This is a genomic window from Intestinibacillus sp. Marseille-P6563 (genome assembly GCF_900604335.1).
Classification (GTDB): Bacteria; Bacillota; Clostridia; order Oscillospirales; family Butyricicoccaceae; genus Butyricicoccus_B.
The window spans coordinates 1170007-1193938 of the sequence record NZ_UWOD01000001.1; the positions used below are offsets into that span (position 1 = coordinate 1170007).

General features: G+C 55.9%; 30 protein-coding genes. 8 read left to right on the forward strand and 22 right to left on the reverse strand.

The features are described 5' to 3' along the window. Nucleotides 1-15: 15 nt before the first annotated feature. The 20 genes from EFB11_RS06160 to EFB11_RS06240 form a co-directional block, all read right to left on the reverse strand. Nucleotides 16-330, reverse strand: a complete 315-nt coding sequence (locus tag EFB11_RS06160) for a hypothetical protein (RefSeq protein ID WP_122789393.1) — start codon at nt 328-330, stop codon at nt 16-18. Continuing rightward, the gene (locus EFB11_RS06165) at nt 327-1139 is read right to left on the reverse strand and encodes a hypothetical protein (protein WP_122789394.1); all 813 of its coding nucleotides are present in this window, start codon (nt 1137-1139) and stop codon (nt 327-329) included. Before EFB11_RS06165 ends, EFB11_RS06160 begins: the two co-directional genes overlap by 4 nt. Further along, nucleotides 1136-1684, reverse strand: a complete 549-nt coding sequence (locus EFB11_RS06170; protein ID WP_122789395.1) for a putative phage tail protein — start codon at nt 1682-1684, stop codon at nt 1136-1138. The genes EFB11_RS06165 and EFB11_RS06170 overlap by 4 nt, the downstream gene beginning before the upstream one ends. Next, nucleotides 1671-2735 (reverse strand): baseplate J/gp47 family protein, encoded by a 1065-nt coding sequence (locus EFB11_RS06175; RefSeq protein WP_122789396.1) that lies wholly within the window; start codon nt 2733-2735, stop codon nt 1671-1673. Before EFB11_RS06175 ends, EFB11_RS06170 begins: the two co-directional genes overlap by 14 nt. Continuing rightward, a complete protein-coding gene (locus tag EFB11_RS06180; protein WP_122789397.1) occupies nt 2722-3162 on the reverse strand; it encodes a DUF2634 domain-containing protein in 441 nt (146 codons plus the stop codon). The genes EFB11_RS06175 and EFB11_RS06180 overlap by 14 nt, the downstream gene beginning before the upstream one ends. A gap of 1 nt (nt 3163) precedes the next feature. Next, entirely contained in the window at nt 3164-3424 is a 261-nt protein-coding gene (locus tag EFB11_RS06185) for a hypothetical protein (RefSeq protein WP_122789398.1), read from the reverse strand. Nucleotides 3425-3436: 12 nt separating this feature from the next. Then, nucleotides 3437-4951, reverse strand: coding sequence for a CHAP domain-containing protein (locus tag EFB11_RS06190; RefSeq protein WP_122789399.1), 1515 nt, complete (start codon nt 4949-4951; stop codon nt 3437-3439). A 13-nt stretch (nt 4952-4964) separates the two neighbouring features. Further along, complete coding sequence (locus EFB11_RS06195; protein ID WP_122789400.1) at nt 4965-5387, reverse strand: phage portal protein; 423 nt, start codon at nt 5385-5387, stop codon at nt 4965-4967. Between the two features lie 369 nt (nt 5388-5756). After that, on the reverse strand, nt 5757-7004 hold the full coding sequence (locus tag EFB11_RS06200; RefSeq protein WP_122789401.1) for a hypothetical protein: 1248 nt from the start codon (nt 7002-7004) through the stop codon (nt 5757-5759). A 2-nt stretch (nt 7005-7006) separates the two neighbouring features. Next, complete coding sequence (locus tag EFB11_RS06205; RefSeq protein WP_122789402.1) at nt 7007-7315, reverse strand: HK97 family phage prohead protease; 309 nt, start codon at nt 7313-7315, stop codon at nt 7007-7009. Then, a complete protein-coding gene (locus EFB11_RS06210; RefSeq protein ID WP_122789403.1) occupies nt 7290-8483 on the reverse strand; it encodes a phage portal protein in 1194 nt (397 codons plus the stop codon). The genes EFB11_RS06205 and EFB11_RS06210 overlap by 26 nt, the downstream gene beginning before the upstream one ends. A 1-nt stretch (nt 8484) precedes the next feature. Then, nucleotides 8485-10422, reverse strand: a complete 1938-nt coding sequence (locus tag EFB11_RS06215; protein WP_122789404.1) for a terminase TerL endonuclease subunit — start codon at nt 10420-10422, stop codon at nt 8485-8487. Further along, nucleotides 10419-10697 (reverse strand): hypothetical protein, encoded by a 279-nt coding sequence (locus EFB11_RS06220; RefSeq protein WP_122789405.1) that lies wholly within the window; start codon nt 10695-10697, stop codon nt 10419-10421. Before EFB11_RS06220 ends, EFB11_RS06215 begins: the two co-directional genes overlap by 4 nt. Continuing rightward, the gene (locus EFB11_RS06225) at nt 10694-12040 is read right to left on the reverse strand and encodes a replicative DNA helicase (protein WP_122789406.1); all 1347 of its coding nucleotides are present in this window, start codon (nt 12038-12040) and stop codon (nt 10694-10696) included. Before EFB11_RS06225 ends, EFB11_RS06220 begins: the two co-directional genes overlap by 4 nt. Further along, a complete protein-coding gene (locus EFB11_RS06230) occupies nt 12024-12737 on the reverse strand; it encodes a helix-turn-helix domain-containing protein (protein ID WP_164706630.1) in 714 nt (237 codons plus the stop codon). Before EFB11_RS06230 ends, EFB11_RS06225 begins: the two co-directional genes overlap by 17 nt. Before the next feature lie 4 nt (nt 12738-12741). Beyond that, the gene (locus EFB11_RS16790) at nt 12742-12906 is read right to left on the reverse strand and encodes a hypothetical protein (RefSeq protein WP_164706631.1); all 165 of its coding nucleotides are present in this window, start codon (nt 12904-12906) and stop codon (nt 12742-12744) included. Between the two features lie 125 nt (nt 12907-13031). Beyond that, entirely contained in the window at nt 13032-13511 is a 480-nt protein-coding gene (locus EFB11_RS06235) for a helix-turn-helix domain-containing protein (protein WP_122789408.1), read from the reverse strand. Continuing rightward, on the reverse strand, nt 13402-13737 hold the full coding sequence (locus tag EFB11_RS16795) for a hypothetical protein (protein ID WP_164706632.1): 336 nt from the start codon (nt 13735-13737) through the stop codon (nt 13402-13404). The genes EFB11_RS06235 and EFB11_RS16795 overlap by 110 nt, the downstream gene beginning before the upstream one ends. Nucleotides 13738-13804: 67 nt before the next feature. Then, entirely contained in the window at nt 13805-13978 is a 174-nt protein-coding gene (locus tag EFB11_RS16800; RefSeq protein ID WP_164706633.1) for a hypothetical protein, read from the reverse strand. Between the two features lie 192 nt (nt 13979-14170). Further along, a complete protein-coding gene (locus EFB11_RS06240) occupies nt 14171-14383 on the reverse strand; it encodes a helix-turn-helix transcriptional regulator (protein ID WP_122789409.1) in 213 nt (70 codons plus the stop codon). A 166-nt stretch (nt 14384-14549) separates the two neighbouring features. Here EFB11_RS06240 and EFB11_RS06245 point away from each other — a divergent pair, with 166 nt between their 5' ends. From EFB11_RS06245 to gdhA, 7 genes are all read left to right on the forward strand, one after another. Beyond that, nucleotides 14550-14888 carry a helix-turn-helix domain-containing protein gene (locus EFB11_RS06245; RefSeq protein WP_122789410.1) on the forward strand — a complete coding sequence of 113 codons (339 nt, stop codon included), beginning with the start codon at nt 14550-14552 and terminating at the stop codon, nt 14886-14888. 208 nt (nt 14889-15096) lie between these two features. Continuing rightward, nucleotides 15097-15633, forward strand: a complete 537-nt coding sequence (locus tag EFB11_RS06250) for a hypothetical protein (protein ID WP_122789411.1) — start codon at nt 15097-15099, stop codon at nt 15631-15633. A gap of 264 nt (nt 15634-15897) precedes the next feature. Further along, complete coding sequence (locus EFB11_RS06255; protein WP_122789412.1) at nt 15898-16344, forward strand: hypothetical protein; 447 nt, start codon at nt 15898-15900, stop codon at nt 16342-16344. Between the two features lie 122 nt (nt 16345-16466). Then, complete coding sequence (locus tag EFB11_RS06260) at nt 16467-18026, forward strand: recombinase family protein (protein WP_164706634.1); 1560 nt, start codon at nt 16467-16469, stop codon at nt 18024-18026. Nucleotides 18027-18040: 14 nt separating this feature from the next. Further along, entirely contained in the window at nt 18041-18490 is a 450-nt protein-coding gene (locus tag EFB11_RS06265) for a glycosyl hydrolase family 18 protein (RefSeq protein ID WP_122789414.1), read from the forward strand. Between the two features lie 168 nt (nt 18491-18658). Continuing rightward, entirely contained in the window at nt 18659-19366 is a 708-nt protein-coding gene (locus tag EFB11_RS06270) for a CAP domain-containing protein (protein ID WP_206424148.1), read from the forward strand. A gap of 278 nt (nt 19367-19644) precedes the next feature. Then, nucleotides 19645-20994 carry an NADP-specific glutamate dehydrogenase gene (gdhA, locus tag EFB11_RS06275; RefSeq protein WP_122789415.1) on the forward strand — a complete coding sequence of 450 codons (1350 nt, stop codon included), beginning with the start codon at nt 19645-19647 and terminating at the stop codon, nt 20992-20994. 31 nt (nt 20995-21025) lie between these two features. On the opposite strand, the gene EFB11_RS06280 is transcribed toward gdhA, so the two are convergent. Both EFB11_RS06280 and EFB11_RS06285 read right to left on the reverse strand, forming a co-directional pair. Then, nucleotides 21026-21910 (reverse strand): metallophosphoesterase, encoded by an 885-nt coding sequence (locus EFB11_RS06280; RefSeq protein WP_122789416.1) that lies wholly within the window; start codon nt 21908-21910, stop codon nt 21026-21028. Between the two features lie 144 nt (nt 21911-22054). After that, entirely contained in the window at nt 22055-23014 is a 960-nt protein-coding gene (locus EFB11_RS06285; protein ID WP_122789417.1) for an alpha/beta fold hydrolase, read from the reverse strand. Nucleotides 23015-23242: 228 nt separating this feature from the next. On the opposite strand from EFB11_RS06285, the gene EFB11_RS06290 reads away from it, so the two are divergent. After that, nucleotides 23243-23926, forward strand: a complete 684-nt coding sequence (locus EFB11_RS06290; RefSeq protein WP_122789418.1) for a Bax inhibitor-1/YccA family protein — start codon at nt 23243-23245, stop codon at nt 23924-23926. The last annotated feature ends 6 nt before the right edge of the window (nt 23927-23932 follow it).

Sequence of the window (23932 nt, forward strand, 5' to 3'; positions counted from 1 at the left end):
TATTGTTTTGTCCGGTCATTCCATTAGTACGACTTTCCCACGCATTGGCGAATTTTCTGCGGTTTGTTTTATGAATATTTTCCCTTCACGTAACGAGAACTCAAGACGTGAGCTGGTATTTGCAACATATTCTATTTCCTGCGTATCCGCATGGTAGACGCAAACTGTAACACAGATCGTATTGTAACTAAATTGCGCTGCAATCAACGTATCGCGTTTGGGCGCACTGCATACCTCCCATACTGAGCCATACGCAAACTCATTATTGGAGTAAACAACCATCTTTGGACTGCTTTCTCTCCCGCGCCTTGTCAGTATCGCCTGGCTCATACGCTGCCTCCTTTGCAGCCCACCAGCTGCACGGTCAGATTGACCCCCGGCTTCTTTTCCAGACAGGTCGCTTTGACCTGTCCGTTCAGCGTTTCCATCCGACTGACGCAGCCCCAGGCTTCCAGTTGCAGCTTGGCTGCTGCCGTATCACTTGACAACACAACGTCGGCCACCGGCGTCAGATCGGATGTGATGCCTGTCGCTGTGACCGTCTGCGTATACGGCCCAGACCCCGACCATCCGCCGGTGGTCAGCGTAAGCTGCGTGCGGTACGGAGTCCCTTTTGCATTCCAGGCTGCGCGCTCGCCGTCGGATAGGTGTTGGCTGGTATCCGCAGTGTGCGCATGAAAACTGTCCCATGTGATCATCCCGGCCGGGTCGACTGTGACCGTCACGCTGTCCGCGTTGCCGTAGGCGAACACATACGACCAGTCGGACGTAAAGCCGGGGCTTTCGGCATCGGCCGGAATGACGTCGCCCGTTTCGTCCTGCACAAGCGCATACAGGATTTCTTCCTCCGCATCCTGTGCCTTGGCATAAAAGCCCAGCTGGTGCATGGTGTACCCGGCTTCCAGCCCGGCATTGGATAAGAGCACCTGCACCTTTGTCTTGGCGTCCTCCAGCGGCGTCGCCGGTTGGAGCGACAGCGTTTGCCGTTCTTCGGTCACAGCGGTCTGCGCCGCCAGTTCCCCTTCGGCAAGTCCGGCACCGGTCACCGCCCGCGTAAACACCAGCCCCTTGCCGGTGCCAAGCAGCGCCGCTTGCAGGCGATGCCCCGCGTCGGTAATGACCGCGTTTGTCCAGCTCATAACTTCACCTCGTATTGTCCGTAATGTTTGGCCCGCACGCCTGCGGCTGCGAGCCGCGTCACCGCCTGCGTTTCGCGCATCAGCCGTGCCAGGACGGCAAACGCCAAATGCGCCGGGATGACCGCGCGCAGGGCCTGCCGCACATTTTCCATGTTGGTGGGTATGCCGTCCCAGCTGCGAAACAGCACCTCGATGCGATACTCCGGAGCGTAATAGTCCACCTGCGCGGCGACCCCCTGCCAGGAGCCGCAGATCGCACGGATTTTTTCCAGGTCGCTTTTGCCGGTCATGCTGCGCCACTTGGCGATTAGCGCGCTGCGGCGCTCCTCGATGGGGGCGGATTCACCCGGCGTCAGCCCGGCAATGCGTTCCTCGATTGCCAGCGCCCAGGTCATGGCGTCGGGAAAGACTTGCGCTGCCGTATCGCGCGCCGCTTGCCGCTGCGCTTCGTCCTGCGCTCCCAGGGCAGACAGCAACGCGACCACCCAGGCATCGCGCCGGTAAGCCACCGGCAGGCTTTGCAGCATATCATCATGCTCCTGCATAGCTGAGCGTCACCTCCCCAAGTACGGCCGCTTCCCGTTCTCCGACCGAGATGTTGGCCGTGCCGCCGTTTATTTGCAGGTTTTCAAAGTCGAGTACGCCCGGCGCGTCCAAAATCGCAGCCGCGATCTGGCCGAAAGACACATAATCCTGCTGAAACACGATGCTGGCCAGATAGGCGCTCACGGCGTCCTGGATGGCAGCCGTCACGCTCTCCTCGTCTGCCGTGTCCAATTTGGTCACGCTGGCGCTGACCGAAATGCTCTTTTCGCTCGCCGCGCTGACATAGCACTGCGCGCCGATCGGCGCTTCGCCCGCGCCTTCGCCGGTGCTGCCGGGGTCGATGTACTCTTGCACGGTCTGCACCAGCTCCGCGGGGGCGGGCTGGCCGTTGCTGTCCACCAGCACCACGTCCACCGTGTTCGCGCCATGCCCCAAGGGGAATACCTTGGCATGCCCGACGCCCGCCACTTCGAGCGCCCAGCTTTGATAATGGTAGACATTGCCCGAGGTCGGCGGGGTGCGCACCTTGAGCAGATGGCGCGCATAATACTCGGCGTCCGATTCCTCATCATAGCCGCCGGTCATCGGTTCCGGGTTGTCGCAGGCCGTAATGCCCTGGATGGTCACCGGCATCTGGGTGATGCTGTGCGCGGGCAGGTTCCCAGCTGCGCCGTCCGACCGGCAGATGACCGGCACGTCGCCCTCGCCGGTGACAGTGACCGTCTGCGCGGCCTGGAAGGCCACCCCGCCGCCGGATGCAAACAGGTCGCCCTGCTGCACCGTGCCGGTGCCGGTCACGTGGACGATGCCCTCGGCAAAGGTGGCCTGCCGCCGTTCGATGCCGCTGCGCGGGAAGATATAGCGGTCCAGGTCGCTGCCGGTCAGGTTCTCCGGGTCGAGCGATGCCCGCATGGCGGCGACCTCCTCGTCGGTGCCCTCCATGCGCAGCGCAGCCGCTGCCAGCAGGTCATAGGTCGGGAAGCCGACCGTTTTTTGATAGCTGTCCGGCAGCGCGTCCAAAAGTTTTTGTAAAATCTCATCCGCCGACATAGGCGCTCACCTCCGTTTGTTCTCCGGTGCGCAGCCGGACGGTAAAGGCTACCTCCATGCCGCGCCGCAGGCGGGTAAAGACAAAGCTGTCCACCGCCGCCACGGCCGGACAAAAGGCCGCCGTGTCGCGGATGTTACGCTCGATTTCGGCCTGTGCCCAGCCGAGCGGTGCCCGCTGGCCGAGCACCGACCGGCTGACGCCCGGCTGCTGCTGGCCCTCAAAACGGTAGATGGGCACGCCGCCTGGCTCCTGCCGCAGCATGAGCGCGAACCAGCGCCGCACCGCTTCCGCGCCCGTGCATTCGGCCGGGGTGCCGTCCACCAGACGGAACGCGCCCGTCCGTTTGTCCGGTGCGTCAAAGTCAAACACCGGTACGCGCTGCACCTCGTCTGCCGGGATGGTTTCCCGGCTGTTCCATGTAAACATGTTATCCTCCGATCTTGTCCAGCACGAGCGCGCCGCTGCCTGCCAGCAGGACGGCGGCACGGTCCCCGGTCTGCCAGGTACGCGACGCTGCGGCGGCCGTCAGCACCATGCCGGTGTCTGCGGTAAAAAGCAGGCTGCCGTCGCCGCTTGCAAAGGTCAGTGGGCTGGTCGATTCACAGCGCAGCTCCCGCCAGCCGGGGTCTTTCCCCGCGCGGGACAGGCGCTTGAGCCTGCGCGCCAGCGCTACATCATAGCTGCTCAAAGCGTATCCTCCTTAGTCCCAGGGCGAGCAAAAGCCGTCGATCTCGCTCAAGCTGCGCGTCATGCGCCGCACCATGTCTGAGCAGTTGCCCTCAATGGTCTGCACTTGGCTGCCGCTCGCGCTCTCGACGATGCCGGTATGGCTCGCGCCCGTCTTTTGAATCATAATGTCGCCCGTCTTGGGGCGGTATCCGCTCGCAACCGTGTGATACTTGCCCCGCGCCGAAAACCAGTCGCGCAGGCCGCTCACGCTGCCGATGTTCGTCGGGATGGGTGCATCCGCCTGTGCGCCGCACCAGCACACGAAATAGGCACACCAGGCCACGCCGTCATTGCCCGCCCAGGCCCCATATTTGTTTTGGTTGCCCGGCCCTTCGCGGTATCCGATTTCGCCCGCCGCGGTCTGGACAAAGGCAGATGCGCTGCCGGTCCCGGTGCTGTCGGTGCCGGTGCCGCTTCCGGCTCCGATGCTCGCCGGAAAGCCGTAGACCTCCACGGTATCGGCTGCCTGCGGCACGGCCCGCGGTTGAGAAAGCGCCGATAGTTCCAGTTCCATCGTGTGCCCCGCGCCGCCGTAGTGATGCACGACGCGCGTGACCCGGTGAGCGCCCATGATGCCGAAGGCCGGGGAATTGAACTGGAGCACCACGCCGCTTTTGACTGCATCGCTGCCCCAAATCTCGCTGACCGTGCGCGTCGCCGCAACCCGGTCGCTCTGCGCGAGCAAGCTGCGCACCATGGCTTCGAGCTGGGCCGCGCCGGGGTCCTCGCTGACGCTTTCGACCGTCTGCAAGTAGCCATACTGCGCGATGCTCGCCGCATTGCTGGCCTGCGCGCCGATGTAGGTCGTCTGGTCGTCCCCGGCCACGATCTTGACCGCGTTGGCCATGTCGGTGATGCTGTCCTCGCCCGACACCTGCCCGAGCGCCCAGGTGATATCAAAGGCCGCCACGTTGTCGGCCGGTTTGTGATAGGCGGTGATGGGCGTCGTGCCCAGCGTTTCGACTTGCAGCGCACCGTCCCGCACGAACGAATGATAGGTCTTGCCGGTCGCGGCGCTGCATGCGTCCAGCACGTCGCCGATGATGTCGGACGGGGTATCGCCCGCCCAGATTTGGGTGATCGTCTGCGCGGGCACGTCGATGCTGCCCGCCGGGATACCGGCCAGGGCGCACGCCCGGCGGATGACCTCGGCCGCGGGCGCGGCCCGCGCCTGCAAGACGACCTGGCTCTTGCCCAGATACCAGCCCCGGTCATAGGCGGTGACGCTGCCGTCCAGCCCGACGGTCACGACCACGCCCGACCAGACATCGACGCCATGGTTGCGGATGCGCAGCTTGCTGCCCGGTTCCAGCACCCCGGTCGGCACATACCGGTCCCAGGGGCTGACCAGCAGGGTAAAGCCCACTTCCACGGCCAGCGTTTCCAGGTCGTCGGTCGCGGTCAGGTCGCCCACCAGGGGTGTGATATCTTTCAGCGTGCCGCCGCTGTCTAGCAGCACACGATGGTCGTCTGCTCGATCTGCCATGCGTCCCGCCCCCTTACTGGATAAACCGGTATTCGGTCACGGCGATGCTGTACGCGATATCGCCGTTACGTTTGACGCTTGGCTCGAAGGTATCCACCGTGCAAGCCATGTTCAGCCGGCTGACGCCCTGGCTGTCCAGCACGATCATCCGAAACGGCACCTTGCGCTGCCGCCAGCGCTCAAAGAAGCTGACATAGGCCCAGCCGTCCTCGAGCGCTTCGGCGGGCATGAAGCCATACCGCCGCCCGACCGGGAAAAAGCTGTTCCAGGAAAGCGTGCGCAGGCCCATGGTGCCGATGCGGCGATAGTCCTGGCTTAAACCGGTATAGGTTTCGCTGTGCTGCTCGGGCTGGGGCAGCGGGAAGTCCACCGGCACATGGGGCAGCACAAAGACTTCCTCGTTGTTGTTGACACTGAAAATCACTTGATAAGCCATTTATCCCCCTTTCCCAAACAAAAAACGCCCCATCTCTGCCAACTTGACAAAGACGGAGCGCGCGCGCTATAATACAGATACAAAGGGACGCTGTTACAGCAGTCAGACCCGGAGTTTAGTCAATCTAAATGTTGACCGCTCGGATGCAGCTGAGCGGTCAACGCGCTTTTATGGTGAATATGTACAGCAGCATGGCTGCACACATCAAAAGCTGAAAAGCCTTTTTTCCCATACGCACCACCTCCCCTCGCGGTAAAATGCGCCGGGGAAAGGTGGGTCTTGACCGCCATTATGTAACAGCGTCCGCCCTGATTATAGCATACGCTGTCGTTCTTTGTCTACCAGCCGCCCTTTGGGGCGGCTTTTGTTTTACACATTGTCTATCGCGCGCAGCACCTTACCCACGACGATCTCGCCCAGCTCGTCGGCATACTGCCGGTTGCCGATCACGTTGCCCTGCACGATGACATAGAGGTTTATATTGCGCCCGCCTGCCATCTTCTCGGACACGTCATGCGGGATGATGCGCGTGCCGTTCGGCAGGTCGATAATCTCACCGCCGCGCTCGTGTACGGCGGTCGGGCCGCCGCGCCAGTAACTCGTGCCCAGGGCGTTGTGCCCATGGCTGTCGTCATATTTGGTCGTGACCTTGACCTCTTTGTTGGTGTCCATGCCAAGGAAGTCCTTGACCTTATTGATGAGGCCGCCGACCGCATCTTTGACCTTGTCGAATGTTTCCTTGACCTTGTTGACCGCACCAAGGAAGGTATCTACAAAAAAGTCTTTGAGTTTCCCGGCCCATTCGAGAACGGAATTAAATGCGTTGGTAATCGCATCTTTGATGCCCTGGAATTTCTCCTTCACCGTTTCCCACAGGGCCAGCGCTCCTGCTTTGATGGTGTCCCAATTTTTGTAGATGGCGATGCCGATGGCGACCAGGGCCGCAATCGCACCAACTACAATCAGAATCACCGGATTTGCAGCAAGTAGGCCCATCAGGGCTTTGATTGCACCCCCAGCGGCGCTTCCCATTTTCAAAAGGCCGCCTCCGGCCGAGCCGATGCCTTGGGTCAAACCGGTCAGCGCCGTATCCAAGCCGCCTTTCATAACGCTCAGCAATTTGGGCAACGGGTTGCCCGCCAAGGTGGCGATCGTCTTGCCGAACCTACCAAGGGTCATGATGGCGCTGGCCGTATCGCTGCCAAACTTTAAAAGCTTCATGCCAGCAAAGGCCACAGCGATTTTTTGAATCGCCCCTGCAAGCATCTCCCGGTTATCCAAAACCCATTGAAAGCCCTGCTTTGCCAGTTCCAGGCCTTTGGCAACACCCTGGTCGACTTTGGCCGCAAAGGCTGAAAAATCGGCCGACTGGGTCCAGGACGCAAAGGCTTCTGCCTGCTCGGTCAAGATCGCAAGCGCCGACCCTTCTCGGAATCCACCACCTTCCTGGGCGCCGAGCATCTCCAAAATTCCGTTTTTGGCTTTGACTGACGCATCGCCCAGTTTTGACAGGGATTTCTGTAAATCCAAACTGTGCTCCCGGCTGTCCATCATGGCGTCGTTGTTCGCATAGAACGCATGCGCCGAATCGTTGTATAGCCCCAGCATGGTGTCCATAATCAGCCGGTTGCGTTCGCTTTCACTACTACACGCTTCGAGCTGCTTAGCGTGCCATTCTTCGTCCGCGCTACGGGTTTGCCCCCGTGGTTAAAATTCATCACGACATCGCGCATTTCCGCTCCCGAAAATGCGTTTCGGTCGATGACTTCTTTGTACTGGATGCCGTCATACTCGTACAGCACGGTTTCCTGGTCGAAAACCGCAGCGTATCCTTCGACACGGCATTGTTTTTGCCCGTCGCCGCCTTCCTGCGGCAGCGCCCGCACCTCAAAGGTACGGTAATCACGGGTTTCCGGCGTGATCGCCATTGTCGTCGTCCTCCTTTGGTTCGGTGTTCAATTTGGACACGTCCGACACCTCTGCATATTCCTTGCGGATAAAATACCGGTCGCCGTCCTTGACTGGCGGCATGTTGAAGATTTCCAGGCCCATGTTGTGGGTCAAAAAGCCGCGGTCAAACAGCTGCGTCACGATATTCAGCTTGGTGTTGTTGCTCGCGTATTGCAGGCGGTTGGCCGTTGCGATGATGCCCGCGCCCTGCGCGATCTCGGCGGGCGTAAAGGTCATCGCGGTCAGCACGAGCGAAAGCTGGATGGCAAACGGCTCGATGCTGCCCTCGTAGTAGGCGTTCCACTCGTCCTCGGTGTAGGTGTTGGTCAGGATTTTCTCATTCGTGCCGAAATAGCTGAACACGCTCTGCCGAATCAGCTCTTGCTGACGTGGGTTGACCACCAGCGCCGTGCTCTCGATCTGCTTGACATCCGCATACTTGTTGTCAAACATCATCACGCCCGTGTCGTTTCCTGCGAGGTTGTCCGCGGCAAAGCGTTTGCGCTCCGCGTCAATGTCTTTGGGCTTGACATTGCCCGTAATCCGCGCGAGAAAGCGTATCGTAGTCGCGTTTTTGATGCCGTTGATAATGCCCTCATCCTGTGTGTGCATGACCTGCAAGGTCGGGGTCAGCGGACGGTTATCCGACCCGAAAAAGTCGTCCTCGTACTGGTGCTGGGTCAAAATCCCCGCGCGGGACAGTTCGATCGCCGCGCTCTGCCCGCCCCAGAAGTGGTACAGCAGATACGGCTCGCCGCTTACCTCGCGGATGCTGGACTGCTGCGGCAGGACGGGGAAATACCCGACGAGCCTGCCCGCCGTGTCCTCCACCGGCACGATAAAGGCGTTGTTCTGCACCATGTAGATGGTGGCGAGCCGCGCGAGGAACTTGCTGGCATCCATCCACGGGTTGGGCTGCTGCCCGAGTACGTGCTTAAGCTCCGGCCGCGCGTCGCCCACCAGTTCCAGATGCAGCTTGCTGCAATGTCTGGCAAAGGTCGCAATCGCTGCGCGCGTCAGCTCCATCTCATACAGCCCGCCGCGGTAGGTCGTGTAGACCGGCTGATAGGCGGTGAGCGTCTTGAAGTACGCCCGCATATCCCCGCCCGGCGGCGGCCGATGAAATAGCTTTTCAAAAAGCCCCATGTCATGCCTCCTCGTTCATGTTCACATAATCGTCGCGCTTGTCCTGCAAGACCTTGTAGGCGCAGATCAGCGCGACCGTGCCGTCGATGCGGCGGCGTCCGTCGGACATCTTGACCGGCTGAATATTGCCATTGATGTCGGTGCGCACTTCGGTATTGACCAGGCACCATTTATCGACTGGATTGTTGTTGTCCACTACTAGGCCCGCGGCCAGATCGGCCTTGAGGTCTTTCATCGGCTGGGAAAGCGACAGCGTGCCCTGCCGCACGGGAATCATGCACCCCGCGCCAAACTCAGCCTTGAAGCGGTCGAGCAGGCTGTCGTCGATGTGCCACGGGTCGTACCCGATGTAGCGCACATACAGATCGTCCTCATCGCGCAGCTCGATGAACCAGTCGAGCAGCACCTGCTTGTCGACCTTGTTGCCCGGTACGGCGCGCATCAGGCCGCGTTTGACCCAAAGCGAATAGGGAGCGCTGTCACGCTCGCGGCGGTTTCCGGAAGCCGCGTCCGTGTCCAGGACGCTTTGCGGCAGCCAGTACATGCTGCGCCGGTAGATTTTCGGGTCGCCCGGCCGCTGGCAGATGGCTGTCGCGGCGCACAGGTCGATGCTGTCGGCCGCGTCCATGCCGCCGATGCAGTAGTCGAACGCGATATCGAAGGTCGCCGGGTTGGAACACTCGGCCCAGGTCAGCCATGCGGTCGCGGCATTCTCCTTGACGTTGAAGTCCTTGACCAGCACGGTCGGCAGGAAAGACGGGTCGGCGCTGGCCTTTTTGACCATCTGCCGCAGGTATTCGACTTTCTTGATCGTGCCGAGGCCGGGGTTGGCCTTCACCCAGCACTTTTCGTTCTTGTATTCCTCCCGCTCGTCCAGCTCGTAAATCCACGGCAGGAAATGATCGTCTATGATCGTGCCCTCCAAGACGCCCGCCGCATAGGCATACTGCGCGTCGAAGATGCACTCGCGCACAAAGCCATTGGTCGAGATCGAGAACAGCAGCGGTTGCTCGCGGGCGGACATGGATTGTTTCATGTCGTCGTAGATCGCGCGGTTTTTGATGGCGGCCAGCTCGTCGACCAGCACGCCATGGGCGTTCAGGCCGTCCAGACTGTTAGCCGCCGATGCCAGCGCCGAGAGCGTGCCGAGGTTTGCCGGATAATACAGATCGCCCTGCCGCTTGCGGATGGCGCGGAACAGCTCGGGTGACTGTTTGCGCATGTTGACGCAGGCGGTATACGACTTGGCCGCTTGCTCGCGCTTGGTCGCAATGGAATAAATCTCGGGTGCGCCTTCGTTGTCGTTGACCAGCAGGTCGATCTCGAGCGCGGCGCACTCGGTCGTCTTGCCGTTCTTGCGCCCCTCGACGATCATGACCTCCTGATAATAGCGGGTGATGAGCACCCCGGCCACATGGAGCTCCGGATTGATCTGCCGCATGCCGCCGATCTGACGCAGCAGGTTCCGCGCGCCCTCCTGCTCATACGCGCCCACCGTGGTCGGCAGGATGACTTCATCGGCCGCGGCCAGGGCAGCCGCACACGCTGCCGAAAAGCTGGGCGGGCAGTCGATTAGGACATAATCATAGGCTTCGTCCTCGGCCAGCGCGGTGCAAAGGTCGCGCAGGGCGTAGCGGTTGGCCCGCCCGCCGGTGAGCATGCTTAAATCATAGGCCATCAGATCGAACGACGCGGGGATGATGTCCACCTGCCGCAAATAGGTCGGCTGGATGAGGTTGTCGTAATAGCTTTCCCCTTCGAACAGGCTGGCGAGCGTTGCGCCCGTGCAGTCGGCCCGCAGGTGCAGGCTCAGATTGTACTGACTGTCCGCGTCGATGAGCAGCACCCGTGCGTTGGCGGCCAGCACGGCCCCTAGATTGAGCGCAGTCGTTGTCTTGCCGACGCCGCCCTTCAAATTACAGATCGCAATGGTTTTCATTTGCTCCTCCTGTGTCGTTTCCGGGCCGCAGCGCGCGTCTGCGGCTTTGGCTGTATCCCTGTACGCCCTGGGTCAATCGATACGCCATACAGCGCGCCCTGGACGGTTTTCACGCTCTCGCGCAGCCGCCGCGCGCCGAACGGCGACGGCGCTTCGTATTCGAGCACCACGAACCGTCCCGCGGGATGCTCCCAGATGACTTTACCCGTGACCGGGTGGTCAGGTGCGCCGCCGTAGCCGGGGCGAAAGGTGTAGGTCTTTCCCAGTCTGCTCATGCGCTTTGCCCTCCCAGCTTGAGTTGTTCCGGTGGCCGTCCGGGCGGCATCGGCTGGGGCTGCGTATCGTAGAAATGGTCCCATTCCTGCATGAAGTGCTGATACTGCCCCTGGAACCACAGCCGCATCTTTCCCAGTTGGCCGTTGCGGTTTTTGGCGATCTTGAACTCGCGCAGATTGTCATAATCGGCCATTTGTTCACCGGTCAAACCCTGCTCGGAAGGCCGGTACAGAAAGGCGACCACATCGGCATCCTGTTCGATCTGCCCGGAGGAACGCAGGTCTTTGAGCTGCGGGCGGGTATCCTCGCCGCCGCGGGAAAACTGGCTGAGCGATACGGTCATCATCTTGTGGTTTTTGGCCAGGCTTTGGATGGACCGGCTCACCTCAGTCACGCGGGTAAAATCATTGGAATCGATTTTTGCATCCGGATGGGAAATGAGCTGCAAATAGTCGATGAACACGACCTCGATCTGATGCCGCACGGCATCGGCCCGGATTTGGTGCACCGTCCAGCCATTTGCATCCACGAAGCGCAGCTGCATGGCTTGCAGCTTGTCTTTGGCGCGAATCTGGGCGAGCTGTTCGGCGTCGTTCAGTTCGCCGCGCTGAATCTTGGTGTAATCGACAAACGACAGATTGGCCATCATGCGCTCCATGGCTTCCTCCTCGCCCATCTCAAACGAGTAAAACGCGACCCGATGTTTTTTGGCAAAATGCAAAGCCAGCTGCAAGGCCAGAGCGGTCTTGCCGACCGATGGCCGGGCCGCCAAAATGACGTTTGTCCCCTTGCGGCACAGCAGGATGCGGTTAAACTTGTCAAAGCCCCAATCGAAAAAGACCTTCTTTTCGCCCATGCCGGAAAAGTACCGCACCGCCATGTTCTGGATGCTGGTGCCGCGGGCTTGTCCGGTCTTGCTGAGCACCTCCAGCAGCTTTTCGGCATCCGGCTGGGTTTCGTCCGGGTCGCCGCCAAACCGCAGCGCATCGGCGATCGATTGCGCAAGTTCAAAAGCCTGGATGCGGCGCGCTTCGCGCTTGAGGGCAGACACCGACGCGCGAAACGTGGTCGCGGTCGGCGTGACCTGTTCGAGCTGCTCGACAAAATCCCGGTATTCTTCGCCCAACTTGGTGCACAGGGTCAGGCGGGTGATGGGTGCGCCCTCATGGTACAGACCCGCTGCGGCCTCGAACACCGTCCGGCAGTCGCTATGTAAAAATTCATCCGCCCGGACATCCAGAAAAATCTCGGCTGCGCAATAGGCTGCGTCCACGATCAGCGCGCCCAGCACGCCCCATTCGGCTTCCAGATACACCGGCCGTTCGTCAATCAATCCACCCATTGGTCACTTGCCTCCTGTCGTTTTGAGGGTTGGGGGCTGCGGGCTTGTCCGTGTCCAGCGGAAAGACCGTGAGCCAGCATTTGAAGGTCGACTGGTCTAAAATCCGCACCTGCATGGCCGGGTCATTCGGCGCCAAGTCTTGCAGACGCCGCAGCAGCATACCGCGCGCCCGGTCGGTCATGGGTTTGCGCTTTGCCTTGCGCATTTCTTCAAAGCCCTGCAAGGCTTCCAGCAGCCCAGCATGTTCTCCCGCGTAAGCGGCAAATATGCCTGCCCCCGTTGGGGGTAAGGGGGTATTATTTATACTTGTCTTATTCTCCTTTATATACTCCCGATTTTTCGGGGGAGGGTCCCCGGAATTTTCGGGGGAGGTACCCTGATTTTTCGGGGGAGGGTCAGCCGGTAAAAATGGGCTTTCGATGGCGCACCAGATGCGCCGTTCCACGACCACCTGGCGCTCATCCCGCACAATGTCGAGCCGCACATAACCGCACCGGGCAAGCTGGCTGATCAGCTCCCCGATCGTCTTTTTGGACAGGTCATACAGACCCGCAAAATACTCATTGCTGGCTGAGCAATAGCCCTGCTTGTTGCAGAGCGCCGTGATCTCGGCATAGAGCAGTTTTGCATTGGCGCGCAGTTTTTTATCATATCGCACCGACGCGGGAACGACCGCCCAATAACTCGGATTTTCCATGATTTCACCCCCCTGCGCCGCGGATGCAGGCGCAAAAGCCGACCACCTGCAAGGCGGCCTGCTCCACCAGCGCCCGTCCATTCAGCGCAAACGCATCGGCCTGTCCGGCGGTGCCAAGCAGCATCATAAAGCACACGACCGCCCCCAGGGCATAAAATTTCTGTTTCATAAACGTCCTTTCCCGTGTCCAAATTGGGCACGCCGCGACCAGCCGGGAAAGTTTCCCCAGCCTGTGCAAAATAGTGTTGACATTCTGCAAAATTGCGTTAGAATAGACGTAGACAGGCGAAAAGTCTAACGTCTGACGCTCGAATGTGTAGCCGCACATCCGGGCGTTTTTTCTTTTTCGCAAAAGCCTAGTGTGAGTACCGACTGCGCGATCTGGCGCAGCTCGTTCATGATCTCCCGAAAGACCGGTTGTTCATTTTCATCGATCACGCCGTCCTCGGCAATATCCAGAAGCTGCTCGACCCTTTGGTCACGGACAAATTTCCCGATCAGCCGCACAATGCGCATAGCTGCCTGCTGGATGCCGGTGAGCGGTATAGCTGGCAGACATCCGGCCAGTGGACTTTGCTGCAAATGCCGGTACCCCAAATAGCGGTCGTTATAAACCTGCACCATCCGAAGCACGGTTTCATCCGATGGCCGGGTGCGACCGGTTTCATATCGCCGCAGGCTCTCGACCGACAGGCTGAGCCGTTCGGCAGCCGCTTCCTGGGTCAAACCGGCCTGCTCCCGGCTGGTCTGGTAGATATTCCGGGCAGATTGCATCCTGGTAAACCTCCTTTTTTTGTGATAACTTAGATTCAGACGCAAGGCTTTCTTCTTTTAACTTGCGTAGTTCAGCATTGACCAAAATCCGCCTCGCCACTTCTTTCATATGCGCGATGCGTCGATTGATCTCGTCTTGCGGAACCCCAACCAAGGCGTCATCATGGAATCGAGCGGTGACATCCATGTTGCCGCATTTGTACTTGAGTGTTAATAATACTGCCATTGCAATCACCTCTTTTCCAATCTATGCGAGGTTGAGTTGTCCTTTTTCACTTCCTTGTTATTGCTTGCTATCTTTCAGGGAACATACTGCCGACAAAAAACGTCGCATGACAGATTGCAGGTTCTCCGGCTCGGCCCTCCACCGAAAAGGTTTTCAGGCTCGGAAGCTTTTCGCTGTTGATGAGAACTTCAACCAGCCGCCTATGCTCAAAATGCATTGTAATTTCAGTAGCTGCATCCATTGCTGCCCCCTTTGTTAGTTCACGATGTACTTGATGAATATTTGGAGTAAGATGCAAATACCAGCCAAGACGGTGTAAAACTTGACCCGCCAAAGGAATGCTTTACTATTCGTTATTTTCCATGCAATATAATACAAATTGGATAGTGCAAGGAAAAACATCGCTATTCCCATCGAAGCGTGCACCTCTTTTCTACATTGCATCGGACAATAGGGTTACTTCATCTTCGAACAGCTGGTCGATTGTGCAGCCAAGGGATTTCGCCAACTTGGGCAGAAGCTGCGCACGCGGGTAAACGCCGCCAGATTCCCATTTGGCAACACAGCTTTGGCTTACATTTACTTCTTTTGCAATATCCCCTTGGGATAGCCCACGTAATTCGCGCAACGCTTTAATCCGCTTCATGTTCGTTCCTCCTTTTATGAGTATTTCTTATATATGAGTTATATTCATATATTATATGAGTTTAAATTATTTGTCAAGAACTTTTATGAAAGTTTATCATTTTTCTTTTTTGTTTCTTTACATTTATGAACTATATTCATATAATAGAAAATAGGTAGGTGAGAACATGTTTCCCGAAAGATTAAAAGAATTGAGAAAAGCCTCTAAAATGACCCAAAAACAACTGGCAGAAAAACTTTTTGTTGACCAAACAAGTGTAAGTTATTGGGAAACTGGGAAAACAAAGCCCGACTTCGATAAGCAAATCGAGCTTGCAAAACTTTTCAATGTATCTTTGGACTACCTGCTCGGACTTCCAGACAAAAAAAATTCGCCTGCCCCCGATCGGGCAAGCGAAGAAGAACTGCAAAAATTGCGGGAGCTTGTTAAGGCGCTTTCTCCGCAGCAGCAGGAAGAACTGTATCGGTATGGCAAATACCTTGCATCTCAGCGGCGCGGAGAATAAGCGCTTCGACCAGCGCTTTGGGCCCCCCCAAACTCTCGATGAATTCCAATAACGCTTTCTCGTAATTCATATGCACCGCCCCTTATTTGTCGAACATGCGTTCTGCGTTGTATCTAAAATAATAGGGCGGTTTTTCCATTTTGTCAAGTCAAACAATTCAAGCGATTAGAAAATTTTCGTGTTCAATTTGGACACAGGAGGGAATACAATGTTCAAGTCTATTTTCAGCGGTATTTTTCGTTCTTCCCAAGAAGCTGAAGGCAAAGGAAATAGCACAAAATCCAGACTTGCAAGTCATCTTCCAGAGTTTCCGCCTATCGGGAAAGATGGTACAAAAATCATGAAAACGGTTACCTTTACACTATCTGGAGTAAACCATAAACACGATGGCTCTGACCCGCAAAAAGTTATCAAACCAGGCATGAAAGGACAATGGCTTACTTTGCAAGCCGATTCCAAAAATAAGTATGATGAGACAGCTGTCAAGGTTCTTTATAATGGACAATATATTGGTTGGTTACCCCAAAGCAATATTTCCCTTGATGAAAGTAAAGCAAAACAAATGATTTTTAAACGTCTCTGTCATGGGATGGAAGTCTTGGCACGCCTTGACCATACAACATACATTCAGGTAGGAGGTTGGGATCTGGATGAGAACGATCCCCGGATAGATAAGTATCAGTTCACCAGTGCTGTAATAACTTGTGCAATCTATGAGTTACCGGGAGGGCGCTATCCAAAATAATAACCGATGAGGACATACAAACTCTTTGCTTTGGTGACTTGTGGTTTATGATTTCAAGTATATTCCATTGACATTTAAAAAAAAACTGCATATACTAAAGGTGAAGGGAATTCCTTCGCCGAGAAAGACGGGCAGAATATCTTTCATTCGTATGTTTTACTTCCGTGGATGACGGGGTGCGTCAGCGTAGAATATCATCCATTCGTAAGGCCCGCATTGCTGATTTTGCAATGCGGGCGCTTCTATTTTAGGGGATAAAGATAAATGAAATTTGTTACTATATCGTCCGCGTTTTATGAAAAATGCAGCGACTCTGAACTTTTGCAGAAGGGCAATCGAAGGCCGCATGTGCTCGTCCTGTCCCTGACCTACAAAGGGAAGCGCGCAAATTTTGCTGTTCCACTCCGTTCCAACATCCCGCCATCTGCGCCCAGAACAGAGTATTTTCCTCTTCCTCCGCGGGCAACAACCAAGCCGAAGCACCGCCATGGGTTGCATTACATAAAAATGTTTCCCATCACCAAGGATTATCAGCAAAAATTTTGGGTGGGAGAAAACAAATCCTATGTTTTGTATCAAAACATTATTTCGCAGAATCAGAAACAAATCGTTCAGGAATGCCAGGCGTATTTGGACCGATATGCGGCTGGAGATATTCCACCCTATTCTGTAAATATTGACCGTATCTTTGAAACAATCCATTCTGCCTAAGGTTTGTCTAATATTCATATCTCCACCTTCGACAACAAAAATCCCGCCCGATTCATGGGCGGGAAAAATTTCACGCTCATAACCGAACATTAGTTCTAAATCGACAGAAACCGAGGTGCATGATGTCCTACGCCATCTATTTGAGAAAATCCCAAGCTGATCTGGAAGCCGAGGCTTCCGGTGTGGGGGAAACCTTGTCCCGCCACCGGCGCACGCTGCTCGAACTGGCCAAACGGCAGCACCTGGAGGTCGGGGCCATCTATGAAGAAATCGTATCCGGTGAAACGATTGCCGCCCGGCCGCAGATGCAAAAGCTCTTGTCCGAAGTCGGGGAAGGCCGATGGCAAGGCGTGCTGGTCATGGAAGTCGAACGCCTGGCCCGCGGTGACAGCATTGATCAGGGCATCGTGTCCCAAGCGTTTAAATTTTCCGGCACGAAAATCATAACGCCGTTAAAAACCTACGACCCATCGAACGAGTTCGACGAGGAATATTTGGAATTTGGCCTTTTTATGAGCCGCCGTGAATATCAAACCATCAAACGCCGCATGATCGCCGGACGTATTGCATCGGTTAAAGAGGGCAAATATATGGGAAAGGTCGACCCCTTCGGCTACCGTCGCGTCAAACTTGAGAACGAAAAGGGCTGGACGCTTGCTATTGTACCCGAACAGGCCGAAATCGTCCGAAAGATTTTTTACTGGTATCTGAATGGAGAAAGTACACGCACCATTGCAAAGCACCTGAAAGTCATTGGCTCCAAAACGCGCGTTGGACAAGATTGGAGCATGGCCAGCATCTCTGCGCTGCTGCGAAATCCTCTTTACTGCGGATATGTGACATGGGGCCATAAAACCACAAAAAAAACGGTTGACGCAGGCCGGGTCACCAAAAAGCGTTACTTTTCCGAGAATTACATCAAGGTACGTGGCCGTCATGAAGCCATCATACCTGAGGAAGATTGGGATGCCGTGCAGCACAGACTAAAAACAACCCCTGGCTTTAAAATCCGCACCGATTACACCATGCGCAATCCGTTTATTGGCTTGCTTTATTGCGCAGAGTGTGGTCACGCCATGACATTAAACACAACAACACGCGACGGAAAGCCCAATTATGGCATGATGTGCCCCTGGCCGCATTGCAATGTAGTATCCTCCCGCCTTCCAGCACTAGAGCAAGCGGTGCAGGCCGCTTTATGCACTTGGCTGGAAAATTATAAAACCAGGATATCCAAAGGCCCACCCGAGGACAACAAAGAAACTGAACTGCAAGAGTCGGTTATCTTGCTTCACAAAGAACTGGAACGTATGGACGATCAGCTTCAGCGTGCTTTTGACTTGGTCGAGCAGGGCATCTATACACCAGAACAATTTGTCGATCGTCAAAGAGTATTGACCAGTCGAAAAAAGGAACTTACCACCCAAGTGGCTATCCAAGAGCAGGCTTTGCAAGAGTACCGCGCGACCTACACAATGCACGAAAGTTTAATCCCCCGCATCGAAGCTGTACTTCGAGCCTATCCATCTGCTCGCAGCGCCGAAGAAAAGAACCATTTACTACGCAGTGTGTTGCAAAGAATTAACTATCGAAAATTTCCACAAGAAAGCGATGGAAAACGTAAATTTTGTTTGGACTTAGACCTTGTTCCTCTAATTCCTAATCCGCAGATAGGCAGATAGATATATAAAATACAATGACTTACGAATGGGGATACTCGCGCTCGGAGCCCATGGCCGTAGCGCCGCTCGACCAGGTGCGTGCCGTGGTGCGGTATGCTGCCTCGGTCATCCCCACCGATAAGATCTTCCTTGGCATTCCGAATTATGGCTATGACTGGACCCTTCCCCATGTGCCCGGCCAATCGGTGGCACGGACCATCGGCAATGTGGAAGCCGTAGAGCAGGCCATCAACCAGGGCGCAGACATCGAATACGACGAGACTGCCCAAACGCCTCATTACCAATATTATCGGGATCGCGTACAGCATGAGGTGTGGTTTGAAGACGCGCGGAGCATCCAGGCCAAACTCAATCTTGCGCGGGAATTTGGACTGCGCGGCATCGGTGTGTGGAACATCATGCGGTATTTTCCACAGCTTTGGATGGTGCTGTGCAGTCAATATGCCATCAAAAAGGTGGTTTAATTTTCGGAAAAGCAGGTGGTTTTTACAAAAACCACCTGCTTTTTAGCGTTATTTGGGTGGATGCGCAGCATATACCACTGTGCAAAAGGGAACAAAATCGATATACTGGGTTTACCCGGTGTGGCAGAGCTTGCCGCCGGGGTAAAATGACGAAGGAGTGTGAAAAAAATGAAACGTTTGGTGAGTTTTTCTCTTGCCTCGATGTTAGCAATGGGTATGACAGCTGGTGCAGCTGTGCAGCCAGCTTCGGCAAATATGAAAGGTTGGATCTCTTCCTCGGAAGTGCAAGGCATGAATAAAGATGAGATCTTGCAGTACTTATTCGAAAAATTTGATATTTCCATCGGGAATGATTCGCCTGTGCAAAAACCGGGCACCGGCGGCGGTTCGTCCCAGAATCCCGGCTCTGGTTCGGGTGGCGGCTCGTCCGAAACCCCGGATTCCGGCTCGGGCGGTGGCTCGTCCCAGAACCCCGGCTCTGGTTCAGGCAGTGGCTCGTCCCAGACATCGTATGCCGCGCAGGTCGTCTCGCTGGTCAATGCAGAACGCGCAAAATATGGTCTGTCGGCTTTGACCATGGACAGTTCGGTCACTGCGGCCGCGCAGGTGCGCGCTGGGGAACTGTATCAGTCCTTCTCTCACACCCGTCCGGATGGACGTTCGTGCTTTACGGCGCTGCGTGAAGCGGGCGCTTCGTATTCCGGCGCAGGCGAAAATATCGCGTACGGGCAGCGTTCTCCCGAGGCTGTCATGCAGGCCTGGATGAATTCCTCCGGCCATCGCGCCAACATCCTGAGTAATAAATATACAAAGATCGGCGTTGGTTATACAGTCAAAAACGGCGTGACCTACTGGACGCAGATGTTCACCTACTAAATCACTAGTTTTTGCGCATTCTCCCATGTATTCGGCACTTATCCTGCATTTCTTCCTGCATTGCCCTATTTATTTATGTTTTAATTTAAGTTCTGCAATTTATTGACCTGTCGAAAAAGACAATTTTCCTTGTGTGGCGGACAAATTTTCTATGAATTTATATACGACACCTGCTTGCAATCCTGAAAAATTGATGGTAAAATATACGCGTTCAAATAATTCATGGATTGTGTGCCGTGTGCACCTATCTTTGTTGTGATGAAGGGAAGATTTCACCAATGGAACTGAAAAATGAGTATCTCAAGCGCGTTTACGCGGGACTCCAGCAGCGCAACGCACACGAGCCTGAATTTCTGCAGGCAGTTTTGGAAGTTTTCGAATCTCTCGAGCCGGTTGTAAACGCTCGTCCGGAGATCGAAGCCAACGGTATCATGGAGCGCATCGTAGAGCCCGAGCGCATCGTCAATTTCCGCGTTTCGTGGATGGACGACGCTGGCAAGGTGCAGGTCAACCGCGGCTGGCGTATCCAGTTCAACTCGGCGATCGGCCCCTACAAGGGCGGCCTGCGTCTGCATCCGTCGGTTAACCAGTCGATCATCAAGTTCCTCGGCTTTGAGCAGATCTTCAAGAACAGCCTGACCGGCCTGCCCATGGGCGGCGGCAAGGGCGGTTCCGACTTTGACCCCAAGGGCAAGAGCGATAACGAAATCATGCGTTTCTGCCAGTCCTTTATGACCGAGCTGCAGCGTCACATCGGCGCAGACACCGACGTACCGGCTGGCGACATCGGCACCGGCGCACGTGAGATCGGTTATATGTTTGGCCAGTACAAGCGCCTGCGCAACGAGTTCACCGGCGTACTGACCGGTAAGGGCCTGTCCTACGGCGGTTCGCTGGCTCGTACCGAAGCAACCGGCTACGGCGTATGCTACTTCATGAACGAAATGCTCAAGGATATGAACACCTCGTTCGAAGGCAAGCGCGTTGTCATTTCCGGTTCGGGTAATGTTGCGATCTATGCAAACCAGAAGGCAACCCAGCTGGGCGGCAAGGTCATTGCCATGAGCGACTCCAACGGCTATATCGTGGACGAAAACGGCATTGATTTCAAGCTCATGAAGGAAATCAAGGAAGTCAAGCGTGCCCGCATCAAGACCTATCTGGACTATGTGCCGAGCGCAAAGTATGTAGAAGGCTGCCGCGGCATCTGGAGCGTACCGTGTGACATCGCTCTGCCGTGCGCAACACAGAACGAACTCAATGGCGAAGAAGCTAAGACCCTGATCGCCAACGGCTGTAAGGCAGTTGCAGAAGGCGCGAACATGCCCTGCACCCCGGAAGCTGTGGAAGCATTCCAGGCAGCTGGTGTTGCCTTTGGCCCGGCCAAGGCTGCAAACGCAGGCGGCGTTGCAACCTCTGGTCTGGAAATGAGCCAGAACAGCCAGCGTCTGAGCTGGACCTTCGAGGAAGTCGATGCTAAGCTGCACCAGATCATGGTAAACATCTACAAGTGCTGCAAGGATTCGGCTGCTCGTTACGGCATGGACGGCAACCTGGTCGCTGGTGCCAACATCGGCGGCTTCGAAAAGGTTTGCGATGCTATGCTGTGGCAGGGAATTGCATACTAAGAAAATTAAAAAAAGTGGCAGCCAAAGGCTGTCACTTTTTTTGTCTCTTTTGGGCTGGTCCCAGGGTGATGACCACCAGTTCGGGCATGTTAAAAATCCGCACCGGCGCATGACCGCCCAGCCCGCGGCTGACGATCATGGCTGTATCCTGTTCATCATACCGCCCGCCGGTGTATTTGGGGAACAAGCCCTGTCCGGGGGCAAACAGACCGCCCACGCCCGGCAGACGCACCTGTCCGCCATGGGCATGCCCGGCGACGACCAGGTCGATCGGATAGTTGGCGTATACGGTCAAAAATTCCGGCCGGTGGGACACCAAAATGGTAAACTCATCCGGGCCAATGCCATGCGTCACGCGTGCAAGCATTTCTTCCATGGCCTGCACTATCTGCTTGCGGCTGGGCTTTTCCGGCAAGGTGGCCGGGTCTTCGACTCCAATGAGGTTGATGTACATGCCGTCTTTTTCGACCCGCGTGCCCGAGGTATGCAGCATCTGCACCCCTGCCTTGGCAAAAGCCGCTGCCAGCAGATCTCGGCCTTCCCGCTGAATGCGCCGCCGCTCATGGTTTCCATACACGCCGCAGACCGGTGCGATGCGGCGCAGCAGCCGCGCCTGTTCCAGGCAATCCTCCAGATTGCCGTGCTTGGCATCCACCCAGTCACCAGCAATCAAAATCAAATCCGGCTTGATGGCACGCACACGCCGCAAAAGCTGCTCCTGCTTTTCGCCAAAATTCCGGCTGTGGATATCGGATAACAGCGCGATACGAAATCCATAAAAGCTGCTCGGCAGATGGTCAGCAATCAGCCGGTAGCGGGTGGTTTTCACTCGGACATTCTGCCATACCGTGACAGCGGCCAAGAGCCCCGCCGCAAAGGCACTGCCCCGCATCAGCATACGCTTTGTCTGTTTCATCCAAGCTCCTCCTTCTATGGTCCATGGCCTTGCGGCCAAACGGTTTTGTCTGGTTTGTAAACTATCATACAATATCTGGTTGAAAAACGCAAAGCCTTTCAAAAGAAAAGCCGTCCGAAAAAATCTTTCGGACAGCTCTGCATTTTATGCACTTTCTCCCGGCTGCTTTTTCGACAGGTGGGCTTCCAGCCAGCGGGATACATCACCAAATACATCCAAGTGGTTGAGTTCGTTCAGGATCTCATGCCGGCCATCCTTATAAAAGATCACATCCACATCCTTTTGTCCAGCTGCCTGATACATACGCGCCACACTGCGCACCCCGTCGCCATAGCCGCCCACCGGGTCCTTATCCCCAGCGATGAGCAGAATCGGCAGATCATGGGGTGTGGTCCGGAAACAGCGGACATGGTTGGCCCGATGAACCAGGGTGAACAAATCGCGGAAACCGGTGGCGGTAAAGACAAAGTTGCATTTATTATCCGACTGGAACAGTTCGACGATGTGTTCATCGCGAGTGAGCCAGGCGAACATGGAATGCGGGCCTGCGATCTTACGATTAAAATTGTTAAAGGCCAAACGCGACAGCATCGCCGAACGATAGGTCATGCCGCGGGTATGGGCGACCGAATCGGCCAGCCGTACGCCGGTGCGTGCAAAGGGGGTCGGACCGACCGTGCCGCACAGGATACATCCATCCAGTTCGGCGCCGTACGACGGCAGGTACAGCCGGGCGAGCAGCGAACCCATGGAATGTCCAAACATAAAATACGGCAGGTCGGGATAGCGCTTGCGCATAATATCGGTCAGTTGTTTGACATCCTGAATCAGATACTCCCAGCCGTTTTGGGGCGCAAAAAATCCGAGTTCGTTTTCACGGGACACTGAGGCGCCATGCCCCAGGTGGTCATTGCCGCAGACGATAAAGCCCAGGCTGCAAAGATATTTGGCAAACACGGTATAGCGCGAAAAGTATTCGCACATGCCGTGTGCGATCTGCACGATGCCGCGCGGTTCCACGCCCTCGGGCGCCAGGATATAATAAGTGATCTGGGAAACGCCGTTTGCACTTTTAAACATATTTTGGGTACATTTGATATTCATACCATCAACCCTTCCCGATCAAATTCCTGTCTGCCTCTATCATACCACAAAACCGTGCCAGCGTCGCGAATCCGGTCCAAAATTAACAAACGGTTTAAATTTATCGGCATCTGCGCCCTTCCATGCATCCTTGTTGCATCGTTCTGTGCGAATTTACTTTTTTTCACACCAATTTGCTAGACAGCCGCCATCCTTCCGTGCTACAATGACGCTGGAGGTGATTGTATTATGATGTTCAACTTTGAACCTGTGGCACAGGCTGAATCGCTCAAGCGGTATACCGCCAAGACGTTCGGATGGATGTTCCTGGGACTCGCCGTGACCTTTGGCGTGATGATGGCCACCTATTATTCGGGCGCGGTCTTCTTCATGATGTCCACTCCGGTGCTGTTCATTCTGGCAGCTGCTGAACTGGGCACGGTCATCGTGCTTTCGGCACGTGTGGGGAAAATGTCGGTCGGCGCTTCGCGCGCCCTGTTCTTCTTCTATGCGATCTTGAACGGGCTGGTCTTTTCGACCTATTTCCTATATTTCCACGTTTCTTCGCTCATGCTCGCCTTTGGCGTGACATCGCTATACTTTGGCGTGATGGCTGGCGTGGGTTACTTTACCAAAGTCGATCTGTCCCGCTTGCAGCCCCTGCTGATCGGCGGCCTGATTTTGATTATTGTCCTGAATGTTCTGGGCATCTTCTTCGGCTTTGGCGGCATGGAACGCCTGCTGTGCTTTGCCGGCGTCGCCCTGTTCCTGGGCTTTACGGCGTATGATACCCAGAAGATCAAGGCGCTGCATGCAGCGTACAGCCATGACCCGTCCATGCTGGCGCGGGTGTCCATCTTCGCTGCGTTGCAGCTGTATCTGGACTTTATCAACCTGTTCCTTTACATCCTGCGCCTGTTTAACCGCGATTAAAGAAAA